This window comes from Variovorax sp. Soil_C_12, assembly GCF_057657375.1.
Map to the genome: position 1 here is coordinate 1 of NZ_JBDGIO010000014.1, position 17,521 is coordinate 17,521.

17 protein-coding genes are annotated in these 17,521 nt (G+C 60.6%); 15 read left to right on the top strand and 2 right to left on the bottom strand.

Annotated elements, in window-relative coordinates; translation table 11 throughout:
- The first annotated feature begins 612 nt into the window (after positions 1-612).
- From AC3A6X_RS28285 to AC3A6X_RS28295, 3 genes are all read left to right on the top strand, one after another.
- The gene (locus AC3A6X_RS28285; protein WP_487845266.1) at positions 613-1,701 is read left to right on the top strand and encodes a TauD/TfdA family dioxygenase; all 1,089 of its coding nucleotides are present in this window, start codon (positions 613-615) and stop codon (positions 1,699-1,701) included.
- A gap of 32 nt (positions 1,702-1,733) precedes the next feature.
- Entirely contained in the window at positions 1,734-2,609 is an 876-nt protein-coding gene (locus AC3A6X_RS28290) for an isocitrate lyase/PEP mutase family protein (RefSeq protein ID WP_487845267.1), read from the top strand.
- Between the two features lie 77 nt (positions 2,610-2,686).
- Positions 2,687-3,280 carry a nuclear transport factor 2 family protein gene (locus tag AC3A6X_RS28295; protein WP_487845268.1) on the top strand — a complete coding sequence of 198 codons (594 nt, stop codon included), beginning with the start codon at positions 2,687-2,689 and terminating at the stop codon, positions 3,278-3,280.
- 86 nt (positions 3,281-3,366) lie between these two features.
- Here AC3A6X_RS28295 and AC3A6X_RS28300 read toward each other — a convergent pair whose 3' ends face one another.
- Complete coding sequence (locus AC3A6X_RS28300) at positions 3,367-4,131, bottom strand: TetR/AcrR family transcriptional regulator (RefSeq protein WP_487845269.1); 765 nt, start codon at positions 4,129-4,131, stop codon at positions 3,367-3,369.
- A 316-nt stretch (positions 4,132-4,447) separates the two neighbouring features.
- On the opposite strand from AC3A6X_RS28300, the gene AC3A6X_RS28305 reads away from it, so the two are divergent.
- The 9 genes from AC3A6X_RS28305 to AC3A6X_RS28345 all read left to right on the top strand — a co-directional run bounded on the left by AC3A6X_RS28305 (position 4,448) and on the right by AC3A6X_RS28345 (position 13,072).
- Positions 4,448-5,254: an enoyl-CoA hydratase/isomerase family protein gene (locus tag AC3A6X_RS28305; protein WP_487845270.1), complete on the top strand. Its 807-nt coding sequence runs from the start codon at positions 4,448-4,450 to the stop codon at positions 5,252-5,254.
- A 7-nt stretch (positions 5,255-5,261) separates the two neighbouring features.
- Positions 5,262-6,419: a thiolase C-terminal domain-containing protein gene (locus tag AC3A6X_RS28310; RefSeq protein ID WP_487845271.1), complete on the top strand. Its 1,158-nt coding sequence runs from the start codon at positions 5,262-5,264 to the stop codon at positions 6,417-6,419.
- A 1-nt stretch (position 6,420) separates the two neighbouring features.
- Positions 6,421-6,831, top strand: a complete 411-nt coding sequence (locus AC3A6X_RS28315; RefSeq protein WP_487845272.1) for a Zn-ribbon domain-containing OB-fold protein — start codon at positions 6,421-6,423, stop codon at positions 6,829-6,831.
- Positions 6,832-6,848: 17 nt separating this feature from the next.
- A complete protein-coding gene (locus AC3A6X_RS28320) occupies positions 6,849-7,655 on the top strand; it encodes an alpha/beta fold hydrolase (RefSeq protein WP_487845273.1) in 807 nt (268 codons plus the stop codon).
- A 7-nt stretch (positions 7,656-7,662) separates the two neighbouring features.
- Positions 7,663-8,868: a CaiB/BaiF CoA transferase family protein gene (locus tag AC3A6X_RS28325; RefSeq protein WP_487845274.1), complete on the top strand. Its 1,206-nt coding sequence runs from the start codon at positions 7,663-7,665 to the stop codon at positions 8,866-8,868.
- On the top strand, positions 8,865-9,659 hold the full coding sequence (locus AC3A6X_RS28330) for an enoyl-CoA hydratase-related protein (RefSeq protein WP_487845275.1): 795 nt from the start codon (positions 8,865-8,867) through the stop codon (positions 9,657-9,659). The genes AC3A6X_RS28325 and AC3A6X_RS28330 overlap by 4 nt, the downstream gene beginning before the upstream one ends.
- Positions 9,660-9,681: 22 nt before the next feature.
- Entirely contained in the window at positions 9,682-10,470 is a 789-nt protein-coding gene (locus AC3A6X_RS28335) for an enoyl-CoA hydratase/isomerase family protein (protein ID WP_487845276.1), read from the top strand.
- Positions 10,471-10,525: 55 nt separating this feature from the next.
- A complete protein-coding gene (locus AC3A6X_RS28340) occupies positions 10,526-11,326 on the top strand; it encodes an SDR family NAD(P)-dependent oxidoreductase (RefSeq protein ID WP_487845277.1) in 801 nt (266 codons plus the stop codon).
- 93 nt (positions 11,327-11,419) lie between these two features.
- Positions 11,420-13,072 (top strand): 3-(methylthio)propionyl-CoA ligase, encoded by a 1,653-nt coding sequence (locus AC3A6X_RS28345; RefSeq protein ID WP_487845430.1) that lies wholly within the window; start codon positions 11,420-11,422, stop codon positions 13,070-13,072.
- Positions 13,073-13,250: 178 nt separating this feature from the next.
- Here the strand turns inward: AC3A6X_RS28345 and AC3A6X_RS28350 are convergent, their stop codons facing one another.
- Positions 13,251-14,111: an HpcH/HpaI aldolase family protein gene (locus AC3A6X_RS28350; protein WP_487845278.1), complete on the bottom strand. Its 861-nt coding sequence runs from the start codon at positions 14,109-14,111 to the stop codon at positions 13,251-13,253.
- 461 nt (positions 14,112-14,572) lie between these two features.
- Between AC3A6X_RS28350 and AC3A6X_RS28355 the strand changes: the two genes are divergently transcribed.
- The 3 genes from AC3A6X_RS28355 to AC3A6X_RS28365 all read left to right on the top strand — a co-directional run bounded on the left by AC3A6X_RS28355 (position 14,573) and on the right by AC3A6X_RS28365 (position 17,502).
- Positions 14,573-14,863 carry a hypothetical protein gene (locus AC3A6X_RS28355; protein ID WP_487845279.1) on the top strand — a complete coding sequence of 97 codons (291 nt, stop codon included), beginning with the start codon at positions 14,573-14,575 and terminating at the stop codon, positions 14,861-14,863.
- Positions 14,864-14,924: 61 nt separating this feature from the next.
- Complete coding sequence (locus tag AC3A6X_RS28360; protein WP_487845280.1) at positions 14,925-15,926, top strand: Bug family tripartite tricarboxylate transporter substrate binding protein; 1,002 nt, start codon at positions 14,925-14,927, stop codon at positions 15,924-15,926.
- Entirely contained in the window at positions 15,913-17,502 is a 1,590-nt protein-coding gene (locus AC3A6X_RS28365; RefSeq protein WP_487845281.1) for a class I adenylate-forming enzyme family protein, read from the top strand. The genes AC3A6X_RS28360 and AC3A6X_RS28365 overlap by 14 nt, the downstream gene beginning before the upstream one ends.
- Positions 17,503-17,521 lie beyond the last annotated feature (19 nt).

Genomic DNA, 17,521 nt, shown 5'->3' on the forward strand with positions numbered 1-17,521 from the left:
TTGATCTCACCGCCGCCTGAGCGGCTCCTATCCAACCTCCGCCGCAGTGAGAAGGGCGTGGTTCATTGACCGCTTACAACTGATGGGGGCCACACCGATACTTTTTGACGAGGGCGGTTCTGGCGTCAGAAGGATGGATCGCTCGACGACAGAGGCGCCTCGGCGCAAGGCGGCGATCGGCCGGGCCAATCAGGCTTGGGCGCGCCCATATAGGACTTTCCGCCAGCTCAAAGCGCCGCGGCACCGGCAGGCTGCACGTGTGCCGGAGCAGCGAGCCCTCGCGTAGCAGGCCACCTCCTGCCCTGCAGATCAAAGCGAGGACATAGGGTCGGCGACGCGGCAATGTTCCGGCGGTTCTGCGGGTTCTCCCCTACCAGTAACCACGTGACTTTCAAAACGCACGGATGTATTCTTCTAAGCAAGTGCTTTTGGAATTCGAGCGAACGAATGCAGCAAGCGTGCGAATGCTCGGCACCCGCGCGCTGCCTGCTGAGTCTGTCGTTTTCGACGTTGATTGCTCATTGAAACCTGAACCGGACACAGATCCCTCCCCATCGCGCTTCCCCGGCGCTTGTTTCCAGTTTTTCCTACCTTCATCAGGAGCTGTTCATCATGCCCAACACCGAACATCCGGCCCCTTGGCTAGCGCGCGACCTGCAGCGCGATTCCAGCTGGATTCACAAGCTGACCGACAATCTGGTCGCGGAGCTGCGGGCGGCCGTGCGTCATGCATCGAGTCTGAACAAGCAGATCCTCGAGATGACACAGCAGGATTTCCCCCTTAATGCTGCTGCGGTGAGGGAGATTCGCGACGCATTTGCAGCCGTGCAGCGCCGATGGGGCCTGTGCCTGATGAGGGGATTCCCGGTTCGCGAATGGTCCGAAGCAGAGAGCCGGCTCGCGTTGTGGGGGCTTGCGTTGCACGTCGGCGTCGCACGCCCCCAGAACAAGAACAGCGATGTCATGAACGACGTGCGTGACGAGGGCAACCAGTACCGCACACGCGAAGGCCGAGGCTACAACACGAATTCCAAGCTCGATTTCCACATCGACCTCTGCGACGTCGTTGCGCTCCTGTGCCGACGTGCGGCCCGCAAGGGTGGCCGCAGCCTGATCGGCAGTTCTCTGGCGGTCGTCGACGAATTGACGCGCGTTCATCCGGAGTGCGCCAAAGCCCTGCTGCAGCCGTTCGCAATGAGCCGGGTTGGCGCCCAGGGGAAAGGGGAGCTGCCCGTCTACCTGTCGTCGCTGACAGGGGTCGTGAATGGAGTGCGCGCGTTCCGGATCAACCGACATTCGATCGAGCGAGGGCAGCTTGATTTTCCGGATGTTCCTCGGCTCACCTCTACGCAAATGGAAGCCGTGGACACGGTGGAGCGCTTGCTGGCGGATGACCGCTTCTGCTATTCGATGGACTTGCAAGAAGGTGACCTTCAACTTCTGAACAACTACGTGGTGGTCCACTCTCGCACGGACTTCGAAGACTTCGACGAACCGGACGAGAAGCGCCACTTGCTCAGGCTGTGGATGGCTGTGCCCGATTCGCAGCCGCTGCCGGACGACTGGCGGGATGCGTTCCACGATGTGCGGGCGGGTGCCGTCCGCGGCGGGTTGAGAGGAGGGCAGATCACCCCGGCTTTCCTCGCCTTCGAGCGGAGGCAGGCCGAGGCGTTCGGCATGCCGAACACATACATGGCCTAGTACGAATGCGAGCATTCGACAAGGAACCACAAATGAATTCTGCGGCGCAACTCAGGGAACGCCTGGCTTTGGCGCCAGTGATGGCAGCAGCTTGTTATGACTCGCTCTCTGCGCGCATCGCCGAAGTCGTCGGCTTCGATGCCCTTTACCTGAGCGGCATGGGAGTGGAGGTCAGTCAACTCGGTGCTCCGGACATCGGCCTGATCACGATGTCCGAGCTTGCCAGCCATGCCGCACGCGTCGTTGACGCCGTGGAGTTGCCGGTGGTGGCGGACATCGACGCAGGGTTTGGCGGGAACATCAACGTTTACCGAACCGTGAGAGCCATGGAACGTGCGGGCATCGCCGGGCTGCAGATAGAAGACCAGGTTCAACCCAAGAAATGCCCGGTACTCCCTGGCCGCGCGGTCGTCAGCCGTGAGGCAGCACTGGATCGTCTGAAGGCGGCGCTGGATGCGCGCCGAAGCTCGGACCTGGTCATCATCGCGCGAACTGACGCCGACGTGAACTCGCTGCAAGAGACGTTGGACCGTTGTGAGATGTTTAAGGAGGCCGGTGCCGACATGGTGATGCCGATGTATGGCGAGTTCATCAAGGGGCTGTCGCCGCTTGAACAAATGGACTTCCTCCGGAAGATGTGTTCCCGCATCCGCGGGCCGGTCATGGCGCAGGGGTCGCTACCCCCTGCAGGTTTTACGGCCGATGACCTTGCGGCCGCAGGCTTTCGGTTCGTCATGTTCGCCTCGTCGGCGGTCCTGACGACGGTCAACGGGCTGGCCAAGCTGTATCGCGAGATCAAGGAATCGGGGGCCGACGATCGCAGCTACAAGGATGGCGAATTTCCCCTGCTGCTCGATGTTTTCAAGGCCTTGCACCTGGAACGGTACAACGCCATCGATGGTGGTTGACTGCGATAGCGCGCTTCCACTGCGCGTCCTCATCGGGCGCGTCACTTGTTTGACCCCTTTCATGCCTGGAGCCTCTCATGACAAGATTTCAAGCGGACACCTTCACACCGGAGCGAGTGGCTGATCGTCTGGCCATTCAGGACCTGATCCACCGCTGGTGTCGCGCGGTCGACCGCCTCGACTTCGAGGCGATGCAAGACATCTTCCATCCTGAAGCCATCGACGACCACAACCGCTATAGCGGTGACATCCCCGGGCTGCTCAAATGGATCAAGGAGCGGCACAGCACAATCACCTTCTCGATGCACATGGTCGGCAACATGGTTATCGAGTTCGCAAGCCCAGAACTCGCCCTTTCGGAAACGTACGTCTGGTACATCCAGCGGTATCCTCCGGAAGCAAAGGAGTCTCTTATTGCGCTGACGAATGGCGTGCCCGGAAATGATGGCACCGGGATGGACCTGATGGGATGCGCCCGCTACGTCGATCGGGTCGAGAAACGCGACGGACAATGGCGCATTGCCAAAAGGACAGCCGTGGCTGACTGGAAGGGGGTCCAGCCCTTTGACAGCGGCGGGCCGGCTCCCTTGCCGCACTGGAACATCGGCCGCCGAGACAAGGGCGATCCTCTTTACCGTGAACGCGCGGCAGTCGGCTTGCCTAGCGCCTAGCTCGCCCGGACGCCGCGTTCAACAAGCAACAGGCGTGCTAAGTCGTCCTCACCCCGGGCCGTAATGGGAGCCCGGTGAGTGGGCACTCAACGTTGCCGCGATACGAGCGCCCTGGCTTTGGGGTCGGCCGCGGTATTCGCGTCCGCAGCCACCATCCGAAAGACAATCTGCGTGTATTGCTCGCCGATAGCGTCCGGCGTCAACTTTCCCGAATCGGAGAACCAGCGCGCCACGGAACTGCACAAAGCGAGAATACTCGTGCACATGATGCGAGGATCGGCAATGTCGAAATTCTTTGCCTTGCATCCTTCCACGAGCGTGTCGTAGAACAACGATTCGATCTCCTTGCCAATGTCATCGATGGACTTCCGGTATTCGGCGTTCAAGAATCGAAATTCGGTAGTGGCAACTCGCAACGGTCGCCGCATGATCGCGTGACAAACGACATGCAGCTTCACCAGAGCTGCGAGGCGCTCTTGCGGATCTGGAAAGCTTTTTGCGGTGTTGACAAGTTCCTCGATGATCCATTCGCCGACGATCCGGATGATGGTAAAGAGGACTTGCTCTTTCGTGCTGAAGTGCGTGTATACAGCGGCGGGGCTCATGTTCGCCCGATCCGCGATGTCGCGGGTACTGGAGCCGTGGTAGCCTCGATCGGAAAAACACTCGGTCGCCGCGACCAGGATGTTCCGTAACGAGTCCACATGCGTGCGGGCGCCAAAGAGCTCCTCCGGCGTTTGGGGAAACTGGGTTCGGGGACGCAGCCGCGCGTACAGGCGCTGGCTCTTGCGATCTTCATCACTCATGCTATTGACAACCTTTTCGCGTGTCGCTTGCTGTTGCTGCGCCATGGGCCGTGATTATAGCGATCACTTAGTCGAATCCAGCGACTGCTTTTAGCCGATGAGCGCCGTTCTCGGCATGCCCGCGCGCCCGTTTCACTTCATCGCAACTACGAAGAGCTTGTGGCGCGTTCACCGTCCAAGACAAGGCGGCTCGCCCGTTCCTAGGGTAACTCCCTAAAGCCTGGGTTTGACGGCCGGCAAAGCCGCGGCTAACATAAGCAAATGCTTAGGAAATGCTAGCAAATGATCTAAGAAGCGAAGCGACGGATGTGCAGTCAGTGCTGTCCGATGCCCCTGAACCTGATCCAAAGGTATCCCCTCTATGTCGGTACTGCTTACAGAAGTTCGAGAGTTCGTGGGAGTCATGACCCTGAACAGGCCCGAAAAACACAACGCGATGAACGCAGAAATGTTCGTCAGAATGGCTCAGACGTGGGACGCGTGGGCAGTCGATCCCAATGTGCGATGCGTTGTCATTACCGGTGCAGGCGAACGGGCCTTTTCAGCCGGCGGTGACCTCGGCTCATTGATCCCGGTTCTTACGCGGGCCCGACCGCCGCAAGATGAGTTCGAGACGACGATGCTGGAAACGCATCCTCGCGTTCGGGACGTTGCAATGCTCCGCACGTTTTTTCCGAAGCCGGTGATCGCAGCCATCAACGGATTCTGTGTCGCCGGCGGAACGGAAGTTATCGAGGGAACAGACATTCGGATCTGCACGGAAAGCGCCACCTTCGGTCTGCCCGAAGTCAAGCACGCCATCCTCCCTGCGGGCGGCTCGCTGACCCGTCTGACTCGCCAAATGCCGTTTTGCAAGGCAATGGAAGTGATCCTCACGGGACGATCGATCACCGCTGCAGAAGCACTCGAGCATGGCTTTGTCAATTACGTGACCTCCCGAGACCAACTACTTGCCAAGGCGATGGAAATTGCCCGAGAGATCAGCCAGAACGGGCCACTGGCGGTGGCTGCAGCCAAGAAGGCAATGATCGAGACATCTGGGATGCCTCTTGACCAGGCTTATCTGATCGAGGACAAGGCCTGGGACTCGGTAGCCAGCTCGCAAGATGCGAAAGAGGGGCCCTTGGCATTCATGGAAAAGAGGCGCCCCGTTTACGTCGGCCGCTAAGAAGCATATGAACAAACTTTCCGATAAATCGTGCATCGTGGGAATCGGGCAAACCGAGTTCACGAGGGGCACTGCAAAGAGCGAGCTGCAACTGCTTCTCGAAGCCACAGACAAGGCCCTGCAGGACTGTGGGCTCGACGCCCATCAAATTGACGGCATCGTCGGGCCGCCGGTCGCCGCGACCGCTGAGCAACTTGCCGCCAATCTGGGAATCAGGAATCTGAAATACGCATCCACCGTCTTGATGGGCGGGGCGAGCCCAGTGGTCGCGTTGCAAACCGCCGCCATGGCGGTTGCCACCGGGGTGGCGGAATACGTGCTCGTGCCCATGGGATGGAACGGTTTCACCGATCGGCGCATCAGCAAGGTCGGCACGGATGTCAAGGCGATCGCAGGTTCGCTTGGATCCTATTACATCCCGCACGGCGCGGTGTCCCCGGTGCAATGGTACGCGTGGCTCGCCACGCGGCACATGGCGATGTACGGGACCAGCGAGGATGCACTCGCAGAGGTTGCCTTGAACAGCAGGGCGCACGCGCAGATGAACCCCGATGCACTGATGCATGGCCGGCCGCTGACACGCGACCAGTACGACAGTTCGCGCTGGATATCCAAGCCCTTCCGGATGTTCGACTGTTGTCTGGAAACGGACGGTGCGTGCGCGGCGATCGTCTGTTCGCCCGAGCGAGCAAGAGACCTGCGCAAGAAGCCGGTCTTCATTGCAGGCATTGGCGAGGGACACCCCTATCCCGCCGATGATTTCTGTTCACGCGAGGACATCTTCAGAATCGGGTTGTCCGACGCAGCCCCTGGTGCTTTCGCCGACGCAGGCATCACTCACAAGGACGTCGACTTTCTCGAGGTGTACGACTGCTTCACCTTCGTCGCATTGCTTCAGCTCGAAGCCATGGGGTTCTGCGAGAGGGGGGAGGTCGGCCAGTTCGTGAGCGACGGGCGGCTGCGTCTTGGAGGCGCGATGCCGATGAACACGCACGGCGGCCTGCACTCCGAAGCCCATGTCTGGGGCATGAACCACATCAATGAAGCCGTCAAGCAACTGCGTGGAGAGTGCGGCGACCGGCAGGTGTCCGGTGCCAAGGTCGGCGTGGTAACCGGTTGGGGCGATTTCGGCGACGGCGGCTTGGCAATCCTGCGGAATGACTGACATGAACGACAAAATCGCCTTTATCGCTCCGGCCCCCTCCAAATTGTCGGACGAGTTCTACAGTCACTTTTTGAACGGCAACTTCTGCATTCAGAGGTGCAGCGCGTGTGACGCCTGGCATCACATTCCGAGAGAGAGATGCGCAAACTGCGGCTCTTTCGACCTGCGATGGGCGGCGTGTTCAGGAGAAGCTGAGCTGTTCTCCTGGACCGAAACAAGGACAGCGCCGCTACCGTCTCTGCAGGAAGACGTTCCATTTACCGTGGCGTTGGTCCAACTCGAAGAAGGCCCGCGCCTCGTTTCCCGACTTGCCAATTTCAACAACGACGATTTAGCCATCGGGCGCAAGCTAAAGCTGAAGGTTGAGTTGGTGGATGATGAATTTGCTCTGCCTGTCTTTGAGCCCGCCTGACTTGCCTGGAGATGCACATGACCCAATTGAGAACCCCGGACGATAAATCTATCTATTACGAGTATTACCCTGGTCGCGGCCCAGTCGTCGTTCTTGTCCATGGCTGGGGACTCAACGTTCGAGCCTGGGATGCGACCCTCAACGCTCTCATCGGCAAAGGGCGCGCGGTCGTTGCCTTCGATCAGCGGGCTTGCGGCAAGTCCGACATGGATTTCCAGACCGCAACCATCGAAGACGGAGCCGGTGACGTGGCCAACCTGGTGAAGTCCCTCGGGCTGCAGGAGGTCGTGCTGAACGGCTGGTCACTTGGCGGCGCCATCGCGGTCGAGGCTGCGCACCAATTGGGTGCGGTGTGCAAGGGACTCGTCCTGACCTGTGCCGCGGCGCCCCGCTACACCAATGGCGCGGGCTTCACCGCGGGGGTGCAGCAGGCCGATCTGGATGGTATGGCGTCGGCCTTCCGGCGCGACAAGGCCGCAACCAGCTTGGCTGTCGCCACCGCATGCTTTGCACCAGGTCGTCCGGCGAACGACATCGAGTGGGTGCAACGGATGTTTCTGGACACCGGTCCGATGGCCCTCCAGACGCTGGAGGCCCTGGGGCCCCTCGACCAGCGAGAGGTGATGAAGGGGCTGAAAGTACCCACGTTGATCATCGCGGGGGAAGTGGACACGGTGACTCCGCTGGGATTGGCACAGTCGTCACATGAGCTGATTGCCGACAGCCGCTTGGCCGTCCTGTCCGGATGCGCGCATGTGCCCATGGTGGAAGGCTTTGACGAGTACCACGCCGTGCTCTTCGACTTCATCGACAACAAGGATTGACGCTGCCATGAATCCGAACGCCGGGGTCCTGAGCGGCCTGCGGATCGTGGATCTTTCCACGATCGTGTTCGGCCCTTACTGCACGCAGATGCTGGCGGACATGGGGGCCGAGGTCATCAAGGTCGAAGCACCCGAGGGTGACTTCTTCCGCCAGAGCGGCAAGGCCCGGACCTCCGACGACATGGGTCCGATCCACATGACGCTGAACCGGGGCAAGAAGTCCGTCGTCCTCGACCTGAAGTCGGACTCCGGGAAGCAGGCGCTGATCGACCTGATTCGCAGTGCCGACGTCTTCATCCACAACGTCAGAAGCGCCGCGATCAAGAAGCTGGGGTTCGACTACGAGACAGTCGCGACCCAAGCGCCCAACGTCATCTATGTTCACTGCGTCGGGTACGCGTCCGTCGGGCCCTATGCTGATTTCCCCGCGTACGACGACACGATCCAGGCGGCGAGCGGGCTGATCGACCTTTGCGCGCGGACCTCGGAAACCTACAGCCCGAAGTTCATTCCCACGATCGTGGCGGACAAGGTTAGCGGCCTTTACGCGGCCCAGGGCGTGCTCGCGGCGTACATCCACAAGCTGCAGACCGGCAAAGGTCAGCACGTCGAGATCCCGATGTTCGAGAGCTTCGTCCACTTCCTCCTCGAAGAGCATCTCTTCGAAAGGACGTACGAACCGCCGGTCGGCAACTTCGGGTACCGCCGGATCATGGACAAGGATCGGAAGCCCTTTCCGACCTCGGATGGCTTTATCAGCATCCTGGCTTATACGGACCAGAACTGGAAAGATCTCTTCAAGCTGCTCGAGTGCCCCGAGATTCTTTCCGCCCAGCCCGTCGAGGGTTCGCTGCTGCGAGTCCAGCACGTTGGCCAGTTCTATGCGGCCATCGCCGAAAGGACACCGATGCGCACGACCGCGGCCTGGATGAAGCTCTTGAACCAGATCAATGTTCCGGCGATGCCGGTGCGGAAGATCGAAGATATTCTCGAAGACCCGCAACTTGCCGCCGGGGGCTTCTTCAAGGTAGTCGAGCATCCTACGGAGGGTTCTTACATCCAGATGCAGCCCCCCGTCAAATTCAGCGCTGTCGGCTCGCCAGAGGTCGGGCACGCCCCGCGTCTCGGTGAACACACGCAGGAGGTGCTGGAGGAACTCTCGTCGGGCGCCAGACCCGACAAATCAGTTGAAATCATGGAGCGTCATCGATGACAAACGAGTCGGTTGTATTCGAGCGCGAGGGTAGTGTCGCGATCCTGAAGTTGAACAGGCCGGAGGTGCTGAACAGCCTGACCCGGGAGATGCACGTCAGGATCAGGGAAGCCTTGGACGAAATCGAATCATCGACAAAGTACCGTGCGCTCGTCATTACGGGCACCGGACGGGGTTTCTGTGCAGGGGCCGATCTATCGCAGATCGACATGACTCCGGATGAGGAACTGCTGGATCGCATCGACCCCGGCAAGCTGCTGAGCGAGGCGTACAACCCCACGGTCCGGCTCCTGAAGAAGCTCAGGGTGCCCACGATTGCTGCGGTCAACGGCGTGGCGGCGGGGGCAGGGGCGTCACTGGCGATCCTGTGTGACCTGATCATCGCGGACCCGAAATCCTATTTCGTGCAGTCGTTCGCGAGAATTGGGATGATTCCGGATGCAGGTGCCACCTGGAGTCTGGTGAACCGCATCGGCTATGGCCGGGCCATGGGCTTGTGCATGACTGGAAAGCGCTTGGATGCGAACCAGGCGAAGGAATGGGGCCTCGTGTGGGACGTGAGCGAATCCTGTCTGGCCGATTCGATCCGCTTGGCAACCGAGCTCGCGAGCATGCCGACCCGGGCCCTCGCCGCCTTGCGACAGGTCCTGAGCGTTGCCTGCCATCAAGGCATGGATGACCAGCTCGACATCGAAACGAGCTGTCAGTCGGATCTTGGCAAGAGCAAGGATTTCATCGAAGGCGTCACAGCTTTCATGGAAAAACGGCCAGCGGTGTTCCTGGGCCTCTGATGAACGAGAACGAGCGTAAACCATGAAGTTGTCGCTGATCACTGAGGAAGAGGGCGTCTACACGCTGACGCTGAATGCGCCGGAGAAGCTGAATGCGATGTCGTATGAACTTCTCGACGACTTCAGCCGAAGCCTCGATGTCGTCAAGGCCGACAAGCGCGCCAGAGCCGTCGTTCTGACGGGCGCCGGGCGCGGGTTTTCCGTCGGCGCAGAGCTGGGGGCGATGGATTCCCGAATGGCGGATAAGAGCTTCGGGGCAGGAGTAGCTCACTTCATGCACTCGGTGTGCTCTCCCGTCATCGAAGCGATCAGAACGATGCAGGTGCCCGTCATCGGTGCCATCAACGGTCCAGCGGTCGGCGGCGGATTCGGGCTTGCCATAGCGTGCCACATCGTGATTGCTGCTCGCTCGGCTTATTTCAACTTGCCGTTCGTCCCAAAGCTGGGCTTGATCCCGGACATGGGGGCCACCTGGTTTCTCCCGCGCTTTATCGGCCGTTCCCGGGCTCTCTCCCTCTGCTTGCTTGGCGAGCGCCTGTCTGGCGAAGATGCGGCAGAAATGGGATTGATCCACCGCTGCGTCGACGACGCGGACCTGATGCAGGAAGCACAGGCCCTCGCCGCGAAGATGGCTCAATTGCCTGAAGGTGTCTTCGGGGAGCTTTGCGACGCTTTTGATGTCGCGGAGCGCAATACGCTCACGCAGCAACTTGCCTTGGAAGCGGACCGGCAAGGTGTGTTGATCGAGCGACCTGCGTTCAAGGAGGGCGTCGCCCAGTTCCTGAAGGCGAGGGCTACGAAGTCCAGCTGAAGTGCGGTGGCTCGTGGCCACCGTTGGGGTTGTGCAATACAAAGGACGGTGTGGAATGTCGACGGATACCGGCTCTTCCGCGGACGAAGCAAGGCTGCCGCCGGATCTCGAGTTTCGGGGGCGGATTGCCTTGGTCGTAGGCGGCGGATCGGGAATCGGTGCGGAAGTTGCCCGCCAACTCGCCGCGATGGGATCGGAGGTCATCCTGATGGATCGATCGGCGGCTGCAGTCGAGGAGAGGGTGAAGTGCATCCAGGACTCCGGCGGCGCGGCCACTGCGATCACGGCCGACGTCACGGACTTCGCGCAGTTGCAACCGGCACTACAGGCGGTGTCAGCCAGGCATGGCGGCATTGATCTCGCTGTCAACGCGGCAGGAGTGGCGTCGAAGCCAGCGCAGTTGCACGAATGCAGCGCCGAAGATTGGGACCGGGTCGTCGGAGTGAACCTCACCGGCTTGTTCAACTGTCTGAAGGTGCAGATCCCGCTCATGCTTTCGAGGGACCGGCCCGCCATCGTGAACATTGCGTCGATCGCTGGCCTGGTCGGAATGGCGGGATCAAGTTCGTATTGCGCGTCGAAACACGGGGTGATCGGGCTCACCAAGGCATGTGCGCTGGACTACGCAAGGTCCATCCGTGTCAACGCCGTCGCGCCCGGCTTCATCGCGACGCCTTTGCTTGGCAGCGTGGTTCCGGCAGAGGGCGGTCTTGACAGACTCGCGCCGCTTCAGCCGATGAAAAGGATCGGTACCGTCACCGAGGTGGCCGATCTGATCACCTTCTTGCTTTCGTCCCGGGCCAGCTTCATCACGGGCTCCGTCTTCAATTGTGACGGCGGATTCGTAGCCCAGTGAAGCGGATGCTGTCATCTCTTGACGCCCGGGGCAGCTCTCCTTCCCTTCCACCTGACCTCGCGGACCCGCGCGGGATCGCTGCGGGCTGAAATCATGCTTCACGGACTCATGCAGGATCAGCCTCTGCTGATCTCGAATCTCATCTGCTTTGCCGAAAGGCACCACGGCGACACGGAGATCGTTTCGCGTCGCGTCGAGGGCGACATCCACCGGAGCACCTGGCGTGAGTGCGCTGTGCGCGCGCGGCAGGTGGCGAACGCGCTGGAGGCCGAGGCCCTGCGTGTCTCCGACCGTGTCGGGACGCTCGCCTGGAATGGCTACCGCCACCTCGAGCTCTACTACGGCGTGTCCGGTTCCGGCCGCGTATTGCACACGATCAATCCGCGCCTTCATCCTGACCAGGTCGCATGGATCGTGAACCATGCCCAAGATAAGGTTCTGTGCTTCGACCTCAGCTTCCTGCCGCTCGTCAACGCCATCCACGAGAGATGCACGAGCGTGAGGAAGTGGGTTGCCCTCTGCAGCGCAGAGCGGTTGCCGGACACGGGCGGCATGCCCGGTCTGGTCAGTTATGAGGAGTGGATGGGGCGCCACCCGTCGGACTACCACTGGCCCCAGTTGGATGAAAACTCCGCTTCGAGCCTGTGCTATACGAGCGGCACGACGGGCAATCCCAAGGGCGTCCTCTACAGCCACCGATCCAGCACGCTTCATGCGTATGCGATCGCTCTTCCGGATGCCATGAATCTCTCTGCGCGGGACTCGCTTTTGCCGATGGTGCCGATGTTCCATGTCAACGCTTGGGGAATTCCGTTTTCCGCTGCGCTGGCTGGATGCAAGCTCGTGTTGCCGGGCCCCGCTTTGGATGGCCCGTCGGTTCACGGCCTGATCGAGGCCGAGAAGGTCACCTTCGCGGCCGGTGTTCCCACGGTCTGGCAGGGGCTGCTTGGCCATATGCAGGCAAACGATCTGGGGTTCAGTACGCTGCGTCGAACCATGATTGGCGGAGCGGCATGCCCGCCAGCCATGCTCCAGACCTTTCGTGAACAGTATGGCGTTGATGCGGTGCACGCGTGGGGAATGACGGAGATGAGTCCTCTCGGGACGGTCTGCACGCTGAAGAACAAGCACCTCTCGCTGGCCCCGGAGCAACAGCTGGCGGTGCGCATCAAGCAGGGACGGGCGATCTTCGGCGTCGACATGAAACTCACGAACGATCAGGGTGAAGAGCTGCCTTGGGACGGCAAGACCCCCGGCAACTTGATGGTCAGAGGGCCCTGGGTGGTCAGCCGATATTACGAGGCAGAAGGTGGTAAACACTCCGCCATTCACCAGGAGGGTGATGGCTGGTTTCCGACCGGTGACGTTGCGACGATCGATTCCGACGGCTTGATGCAGATCACCGACCGCAGCAAGGACGTGATCAAGTCCGGCGGCGAGTGGATCAGCTCCATCGACGTCGAAAACGTCGCTGCTGCCCATCCGGGCGTCGCGATGGCTGCGTGCATTGGAGTCTTCCATCCCAAGTGGGATGAACGGCCCGTCCTCGTGGTGGTCAGGATGCCCGGGGCAGAGGTGAGCCGGGAGGAACTGCTGGCGTTCTACTCCGGCAAGATCGCCAAGTGGCAGATCCCGGATGATGTGGTGCTGGTGGAGTCCATCCCCGTGGGCGCCACGGGGAAAGTCCTCAAGAGCCGTCTGCGAGAACAGCTGAAGGACTACAAGTTGCCGGAGGTTCCTGGATGACCAGGTGCACTCTCTGCGTCCTTAGCAGTTAGGCTGGTGCGCCGGCGTCGCGCCGGCGTCTCCAGACTGCTATGCGCAGTCGTAGCCACTCATTGCATGCCGTCCGCCTAGCGCCCTCGGCGTAGTCGAACGCGACCAGCTGTCGTGGTAAAGAAGTGCCGCCAGCTTCAAACTCCCTTCAGGGAATGCGCACCGCGCCGCGCCGCGCCGCAGCGCACATGTCTCGGAACACATTGAAGACGATGCGGGCATCGACCGCCCCGAGAAAGATCCTGCAGCCCTTTGCCGCAAGTCGCTCGCGCGATGCAGCGGCAGCCGCCGGCTCCCAACCATCGAGGAAACAAACGACCTCGATGCCGCGACTGCGCACCAACTCCATCGCACCTTCGAGCTTGGCAAGCACTGCAGGGTGGCTTCGATCCCCGTCGCAGCCCATCGAGACAGCAAGATCGAATTCGCCGAACTGGATTCCATCGATGCCAGGGACGTCCAGGATCTCCGACAAATTATCCATACCTTCAGCTGACTCCACGAGAAGCCACACTGCACAGTCGCGGTTGGCACGCGTGGCATGCTCCGCCCACCCTGGCGAGCTATAGCGGGTGGAACGAACGCTTGGGCAAGCACCACGCGTTCCCAGTGGATACTTCTCCGTTCTGTATTTCGACGCAGCGACCACGGCTTGCGCTTGCTCAGCTGATGCAATCTGGGGCACCAGGAGTCCCATGGCGCCCGCATCGAGAAACTGTCCTAGCTCCTTGAGCGTACCGCCCGCGACGCGCACGATCGGCATGGTCCCGGCTGCCTCGGCGGTCCGAATGAGTTGCACCGCGGTGTCGAACCCAAATGCCCCGTGCTCACAGTCAATAACAACGAAGTCATACCCGACCTCGCCGGCAATCTCGGCGATGCCGGTGCTCCCCAGTTGCAGGAACGCCCCCACCGCTGCCTCGCCGACATCGAGTCGCGAACGAATTCGGTTGATTGATCTGAAATTGCTTGGCCAAGTAGAACGCGCCATTCGGTTTGATTCGGTCATAAGGTCCTTCCACTGCTCAACGGAAATTGAAGCCGCCTTCGGGCCCGGCTCTGGAACTCTATTGCTTTTCTAGTTCAAGCAAGCGCTTACCATACACGGCATTCAACACAAAGTCACGCGAAACGGAAGCAGATCACTAGGTCGATGAAGAGCCGTCCTGGTCCGCACCGTGACGCCCTTGCAGGACCAAACCGCAGCCCGTCGGTCGGCCGCGCTGCCAGCTGAACCCACCACGCTGCTTGTGCTGCATTCGCTGTAGGCGCGCCCAACTCGCAGAAAAAAATGCAATCGACCGAGGGGAGACCCTAGGTGTCAACTCGTTGACAGTCTGCGTGGCGGATGTAGACTAAGCAAACGCTCGATGAGCAGAAGCAATAGCTCTTTTTGTTGAGCGTTTCGGCGGACCTCTCCCAGCCGCCTCGCTTGACTGCTGTATCTCATCGAACAAGGCCCGGACCACCATGCCCACGACATTGCTGCGAACGTATTTCATCAAGCCCGGACATTGGGACGACTTTCTCTTCATGTGGCGTCAGGTCGCAGCGATCCGCAAGCGCTTCGGGTTCACCATCGAGTTCGCTTACGAGGATCGAGAAAAAAACATCTTCACCTGGGCGATCAGCCACCCGGGCAACGTAGATGAGGTTCACGCTGGCTACTACGCTGATCCCGACCGTGTGAAGTTAAAGCCGATCAAGGAACATCTGGCGGCGATCGACGTCAGGCAGGTTCAGCCCGTCTCGTTCGAGTAGCGCCGGTTTGCTGTTCGCCCAACCCCCGAACGCCATCTGCCACCATCAAGGAGATTCAGAAATGCGCCATCAATTCACCCGTCGCCAAGTTATCCACGCTGCCAGTTTGATGCCGGCAGCGGCGCTCGCAATGATCTTGTCCACGTGGTCCGGCAGTGCGATCGCGCAGAGCGCCTATCCAGCCGGCAAGGTTGTGACGATCATTACCCCGTTCGGCTCGTCGACGGAAATCTTCGCAAGAATCGTCGCGGAGCAGCTGACAAAAAGGCTCGGTGGAACGTTCATCGTCGAACAGAAGTTGGGGGCAGGCGGGACGATTGGAACAGCCTATCTAAGCAAGCAGAAACCGGACGGCTACACGCTCGGTATCGGGCTCAATTCGACTCTCAGCGTCGCGCCGCACATTTATAAACGGATCAACTATGAGCCGCGTGATCTGACGTACCTGGCTGGCCTGATGACGGCACAGTCAGTTCTTCTGGCGGCGCCGAACATCGGAGTGAAGTCGCCCCAGGACCTGGCCGAACTTTCGAAGAAGCGTTCGCTGAACTATGGTTCACCGGGTGTCGGAAGCTCCATGCACCTCGGAGTCGAGCAATTCAACTCCGCTGCCAACATTGCCAAGGCTGTGCACGTGCCATTCAAGACCACTGAGACCCTGGCAACGGCTCTGATGGCGAGCGATATCGACTACTACATGAGCGTGACATCCGTCAGCAAGGAGCTGGTCAAGGCCGGGAAATTCACGGCCATTGCAGTCAGTGGCCAAACACGAAATCCAGATCTCCCAAATGTGCCTACGTTCCGCGAGGCCGGTCTGGGCAGCATCGATCTGGATGTGTTGTATGGCGTCATTGCGCCGCCCGGCCTCCCTGGAGAGATCGCCGATCGGCTGCTCAGCGCACTCCAAGCGATGGCGGCTGACCCTGAATTTCGCGCCACCATTCTGCGGACGGGCAACTTCCCCGTGGCCATTATGGGAGACAGCTTCAAGAAGACCATCATTGAGGACATGTCCCGGCAGGGAGCGCTGGTGAAGGGGATCGGCATTGAACCTCAATAGCGGTTCCTTCCACGTCGCATGGCAAAAGGCTGCGGCGAGTGCCCGCGATGTGACTGTTGACGCGATGTTTCGGCGGGCCTTTCGCACCTTTGCCGGCCGGCCGGCCGTCACGTGGGAGGACGGCAGCCGCACATATTCCGAGGTGGGTGACCGTGCGTGGCGGCTTGCCAACGCGTTGCGCGGCTTGGGATATCGGCGCGGTGACACGATCGCGGTGTTGTCCGACACAAGACCGGAATACGTCGAGGCCTACGCAGCGTTTGCCGCACTCGGGATCACGCTGGCGGCGCTGAATATCCGCCTCCACCCCGCGGAGTTGTCTGCTTGCATTCGCAAGTGCCGCCCCACGGCGTTGTTGGTGTCCGATTCGTTTGCGATGCTGGCCAGCCAGCTGCGGATGGATGCGCCTGGTGTGCGGAACTGGATTGTATTTGGCGAGGTGCCCGGCTTCGACAGCTATGAAGCACTGCTCAAGGACAGCACGCAGGACGAACCGCTTCGTATCGCATGCGGCGACGACGTGCACAACATCCTGTTCACAAGCGGCACAACAGGGGCGCCCAAAGGCGCGCTGATCAGCCAGCAGGCCGCGGCTATGCGCGGCCTACGGATCGCACAGTGGTTCGGTCTGACGGAGAACGACGGCTTCGTCGGGTGGTTGCCGCTGTTTCATTGCGGCGGGGACGAATCTCTCTATGCCACCATCTGTACAGGGGGCACTTTTGCGACCTTGCGGCGGGCGGAAGTGCTTCAGATGTACCGGCTGATCGAGCGTGACCGACTCACTTGGACATGCCTTCTTCCGGGCGTCATCACCGCGTTCCTCGATGATCCTGCGCGAAAGCAACACGACCTTTCCAGTCTCCGCTTCGCGCTTGGCTACGCGAACATGATGCCGCAGGTCATCGCCCGCCTCACGCAGGAGTGCAAGCTTCACTTCTATGATGCCTACGGACAAAGTGAAGTCAGCTATTTGCTGGCCCACGGCCGTTCGGGGCCAGGTGAGGTGCCCAGCCTACGCAAGACACCTGCTCCACTTTTGGAGGTGCGCATCGTCGACGATGACATGAAGGACATGCCGGTAGGGGAGGCAGGCGAGTGCGTCGTACGGGGTCCCACGGTTATGTCCGGCTACATCGACGACGACGCGGCAAACGAAGAAGTCTTCCGCGGCGGCTGGGTCCATACAGGCGACCTCTTGCGACGCGAGGCCGACGGCACGTTGACATTCGTCGATCGGAAGCGCTATCTGGTGAAAACTGGTGGGGAGAACGTCTATCCCGCCGAAGTAGAAGCAGTGATTGGTCAGCACCCCGCAGTGCAGGAGGCCTGCGTTTTCGGCGTGCCGGACGATCATTGGGGCGAGTCCGTCAAAGCGGTGGTTGTCGCGCGAACCGGGAGCGAGGTGACCCGCGATGAGATCGCAGCCTGGTGCCGCGAGCGTCTGTCAGGGTACAAGAGGCCACGCTACTTGCAATTTTTGGAAAGCGACGAGTTGCCTCGAAGTACCACGGGCAAGGTGCTTCGCCACGAACTTGCACGGCTGCCCACAGACGATTCACAGCGCGCCGCGTAGCCCCTAACTTACGCCCGCA

What these genes read in the sequence shown, in the direction of transcription:
- AC3A6X_RS28295 (WP_487845268.1), top strand. Translation starts at nt 2,687, where the DNA reads ATGACAAGATTTCAAGCGGACACCTTCACACCGGAGCGAGTGGCTGAT.
- AC3A6X_RS28315 (WP_487845272.1), top strand. Translation starts at nt 6,421, where the DNA reads ATGAACGACAAAATCGCCTTTATCGCTCCGGCCCCCTCCAAATTGTCG.
- AC3A6X_RS28340 (WP_487845277.1), top strand. Translation starts at nt 10,526, where the DNA reads ATGTCGACGGATACCGGCTCTTCCGCGGACGAAGCAAGGCTGCCGCCG.
- AC3A6X_RS28320 (WP_487845273.1), top strand. Translation starts at nt 6,849, where the DNA reads ATGACCCAATTGAGAACCCCGGACGATAAATCTATCTATTACGAGTAT.
- AC3A6X_RS28345 (WP_487845430.1), top strand. Translation starts at nt 11,420, where the DNA reads ATGCTTCACGGACTCATGCAGGATCAGCCTCTGCTGATCTCGAATCTC.
- AC3A6X_RS28360 (WP_487845280.1), top strand. Translation starts at nt 14,925, where the DNA reads ATGCGCCATCAATTCACCCGTCGCCAAGTTATCCACGCTGCCAGTTTG.
- AC3A6X_RS28300 (WP_487845269.1), bottom strand. Translation starts at nt 4,131, where the DNA reads ATGGCGCAGCAACAGCAAGCGACACGCGAAAAGGTTGTCAATAGCATG.
- AC3A6X_RS28325 (WP_487845274.1), top strand. Translation starts at nt 7,663, where the DNA reads ATGAATCCGAACGCCGGGGTCCTGAGCGGCCTGCGGATCGTGGATCTT.
- AC3A6X_RS28350 (WP_487845278.1), bottom strand. Translation starts at nt 14,111, where the DNA reads ATGACCGAATCAAACCGAATGGCGCGTTCTACTTGGCCAAGCAATTTC.
- AC3A6X_RS28335 (WP_487845276.1), top strand. Translation starts at nt 9,682, where the DNA reads ATGAAGTTGTCGCTGATCACTGAGGAAGAGGGCGTCTACACGCTGACG.
- AC3A6X_RS28355 (WP_487845279.1), top strand. Translation starts at nt 14,573, where the DNA reads ATGCCCACGACATTGCTGCGAACGTATTTCATCAAGCCCGGACATTGG.
- AC3A6X_RS28285 (WP_487845266.1), top strand. Translation starts at nt 613, where the DNA reads ATGCCCAACACCGAACATCCGGCCCCTTGGCTAGCGCGCGACCTGCAG.
- AC3A6X_RS28305 (WP_487845270.1), top strand. Translation starts at nt 4,448, where the DNA reads ATGTCGGTACTGCTTACAGAAGTTCGAGAGTTCGTGGGAGTCATGACC.
- AC3A6X_RS28310 (WP_487845271.1), top strand. Translation starts at nt 5,262, where the DNA reads ATGAACAAACTTTCCGATAAATCGTGCATCGTGGGAATCGGGCAAACC.
- AC3A6X_RS28290 (WP_487845267.1), top strand. Translation starts at nt 1,734, where the DNA reads ATGAATTCTGCGGCGCAACTCAGGGAACGCCTGGCTTTGGCGCCAGTG.
- AC3A6X_RS28330 (WP_487845275.1), top strand. Translation starts at nt 8,865, where the DNA reads ATGACAAACGAGTCGGTTGTATTCGAGCGCGAGGGTAGTGTCGCGATC.